The organism is Bradyrhizobium sp. (assembly GCF_016462955.1).
Lineage (GTDB): Bacteria > Pseudomonadota > Alphaproteobacteria > Rhizobiales > Xanthobacteraceae > Bradyrhizobium.
Window position 1 is genome coordinate 1 of sequence record NZ_JAEMSD010000144.1, and the last position, 2,407, is coordinate 2,407.

General features: G+C 65.1%; 4 protein-coding genes and 1 pseudogene. 3 read left to right on the forward strand and 2 right to left on the reverse strand.

Annotated features, from left to right (window positions below; translation table 11 throughout):
* Nucleotides 1-154: pseudogene (locus JHD07_RS16655) on the forward strand (aspartate/glutamate racemase family protein); the annotation flags it as partial.
* A gap of 180 nt (nucleotides 155-334) precedes the next feature.
* The gene (locus JHD07_RS16660) at nucleotides 335-829 is read left to right on the forward strand and encodes a hypothetical protein (protein ID WP_291624082.1); all 495 of its coding nucleotides are present in this window, start codon (nucleotides 335-337) and stop codon (nucleotides 827-829) included.
* A 180-nt stretch (nucleotides 830-1,009) separates the two neighbouring features.
* On the opposite strand, the gene JHD07_RS16665 is transcribed toward JHD07_RS16660, so the two are convergent.
* Nucleotides 1,010-1,411 (reverse strand): hypothetical protein, encoded by a 402-nt coding sequence (locus JHD07_RS16665; protein ID WP_291624083.1) that lies wholly within the window; start codon nucleotides 1,409-1,411, stop codon nucleotides 1,010-1,012.
* A 192-nt stretch (nucleotides 1,412-1,603) separates the two neighbouring features.
* Here JHD07_RS16665 and JHD07_RS16670 point away from each other — a divergent pair, with 192 nt between their 5' ends.
* The gene (locus JHD07_RS16670) at nucleotides 1,604-1,768 is read left to right on the forward strand and encodes a hypothetical protein (RefSeq protein WP_291624085.1); all 165 of its coding nucleotides are present in this window, start codon (nucleotides 1,604-1,606) and stop codon (nucleotides 1,766-1,768) included.
* Here JHD07_RS16670 and JHD07_RS16675 read toward each other — a convergent pair.
* A complete protein-coding gene (locus JHD07_RS16675) occupies nucleotides 1,765-2,295 on the reverse strand; it encodes a gamma carbonic anhydrase family protein (RefSeq protein ID WP_291624087.1) in 531 nt (176 codons plus the stop codon). The genes JHD07_RS16670 and JHD07_RS16675 overlap by 4 nt on opposite strands.
* Nucleotides 2,296-2,407: the final 112 nt, after the last annotated feature.

The window sequence follows — 2,407 nt, forward strand, 5'->3', positions numbered from 1 at the left end:
GTCGTCGGTCTCTCCCGCCGCCGAAGCGGAGGCCGCGGCGGTGACGCTGGCCGAATCACTGGTGCGGCTGGGGCTGAAGACGTCCCGCCTCGGCCCCTACGCGGCGCCGCGCGCGAAGAGCTATTCCGGGCCGTTTTCGCAGTTTCAGCCCTGATCGTGCCCTTCACGCGGCGCTCCGAGCCCGCAAGGCCCGTTGATTGCTGGTTTTTTGGCCCTCAGCCTCTTTTTGGTCCCATTCCTTGCCGAAACGTAAGGCTTTCGGGACGCCCCGGTGGCCGCCTCTGGGTTGCCGGTCTTCGCCACTCACCAAGTTTCAATTTGGGTCTTGTCAGCGATGATCGATCTCGCCCAGAACGCGCCGTCCAATCCTCTCCTTCGCCTTGGCGCCCAGCCGATCGCGCTGACCGCTGCAGCGCTGTTGCTGCTGATCGCGGGAGTGACCTCGATCGCGATCTGGCGGGCCTATACGGGCGCTGCGCCGGAGGCGGACCGCGTGGTGGCATCGCGGCAGCTCCAGGCCCGCACCGCCCAGGCCTCCGAGCAGCTGGTGGAGAAGACCAAGGGGCTGGAGGCGACCCAGCAGGAATCGATCGACCAGCTTCAGGTCGTGCAGGACCAGCTCGTGACCATGAAGCGGCTGATGGCGGCACAACAGGCCGACACCAAGCGCCTGTCCGAGCAGGTCGCCGCCTTGAACGAATCCATCGATGGTCTGCGGCAATCCTTTGCCAGCGCGCGTACGACAGAGGTCGAAACGCCGACGGTTACCCGCAGGAAACCGGCGCGGCACCGCGTCCAGGCCAGTGCACGCAAGCGCTCGCGCGGCTGAGCCGGGACAGCGACGGGAACTTTATTTTAGGCACTTGTGAACTGGATCACATTCGTCGATATGATTCCGCGCGATGCTCACCGTTACCGGATGGCGTGAGCCGATTTCAATATCCGGGGCTGGCAAGGTCGTTGACGGTATACTGCGTCAACGACCTTGTTTTTTTAACGGCATTCCGCCTCACTCACAGACATCGACCCGGCGGTAGCGCCATCCCGACGGGGTCATGACGCGCTTCCTCGCGACGTAGCAGCCGCCATAACCATCGTTGTAGGCGGGGCCATAGTCGTCGGGGACGGCGTAATAAGGATAGCCGTAGCCATATCCGTAATAGCCGCCATACAGGCCGGCGCCCGCGAGACCGGCGCCGATCGCGACCCCTGGCCAGAAGCCGCCGCCATGCCAATGACGGTGCCCCCAGCCGCCTCCGCGATAAAAGCCACCGCCATGGAAGCCGCCGCCATGGAAGCCGCCGCCGTGAAAGCCTCCACCATGTCCGAAGCCCCGCGCCTCGGCGATTTGCGGCACCGACAGCCCGACCGCCGCCGCGGCCAGCGCCGTCATGATCAACTTGCGTAACATCACTCGATCCTTCCCGCGTGGAGACGCTCCACGCTTCAAAGCAGGGCCAAGCTAGCGTCAGTCGGCAATTCCCGACAGCCACGTTGTCTCACTTCCGCGCGAGGCCGGATGTCGAGACTTGGCCGCGGCGAGACGAGTGCTTCCGGAACAAATCTCCTCGTCTCGGCTTGCAAGACGAGGGAGGCCATCACCATGACCGATCGCGATCCATTTGCAGAGGGCGAGCGCGCCGCGCGCGAGAACATTCCGGCTGAAGCAAATCCTTATTCAGACGGCAGCGATGACCACGCGCTGTGGTCGGCGGGCCATGAGAAGGTTGCAGTCGCCATGGAAGCAAGCGAGTCCGAAGGCACCTAGCCGATCCGCTTCAGGCCTTTGCTGAAGCGCGGTCCGTTGGCCACGTAGAACCTGGCGGCGCTGCCCATCTTCTGCACTTGCGTGTCATCGAGGGTGCGCATCACGCGCGCGGGCGAGCCGATGATCAGCGAGCGCTCGGGAAACTCCTTGCCCTCGGTGATGACCGAGCCGGCGCCGACGATGCTGTTACGGCCGATCCTGGCGCCGTTCATCACGATCGAGCCCATGCCGATCAGTGCGCCGTCCTCGATGGTGCATCCGTGAAGGATGACGTTGTGGCCGACGGTGCAGTCCTTGCCGATGTGAAGCGGAAAGCCGAGATCGGTGTGGCAGGTCGAGCCGTCCTGCACGTTCGCGCCCTCGCCGATCTCGATCCATTCGTTGTCGCCGCGCAGCACCGCGCCGAACCAGACGCTCGCTCCCGGCTTCAGGCGCACCCGGCCGATCACGGACGCGGTCTCCGCGATGAAGTAATTGCCGTCGGCGGGAAGGTCGGGCGCCTGCCCGTCGAGCTCGTAGATCGCCATGGAGGTCTCCTGTCGCGTCGACCCCAGCCTTAGCGAAACGGCGGCCCGGAGGCAAAGGGCCGGCCGCGGGTCGTCAGACCGGAATGCCGGCCGCGCGCAGCGTCATCAGGAA

What these genes read in the sequence shown, in the direction of transcription:
- JHD07_RS16670 (WP_291624085.1), top strand. Translation starts at nt 1,604, where the DNA reads ATGACCGATCGCGATCCATTTGCAGAGGGCGAGCGCGCCGCGCGCGAG.
- JHD07_RS16675 (WP_291624087.1), bottom strand. Translation starts at nt 2,295, where the DNA reads ATGGCGATCTACGAGCTCGACGGGCAGGCGCCCGACCTTCCCGCCGAC.
- JHD07_RS16665 (WP_291624083.1), bottom strand. Translation starts at nt 1,411, where the DNA reads ATGTTACGCAAGTTGATCATGACGGCGCTGGCCGCGGCGGCGGTCGGG.
- JHD07_RS16660 (WP_291624082.1), top strand. Translation starts at nt 335, where the DNA reads ATGATCGATCTCGCCCAGAACGCGCCGTCCAATCCTCTCCTTCGCCTT.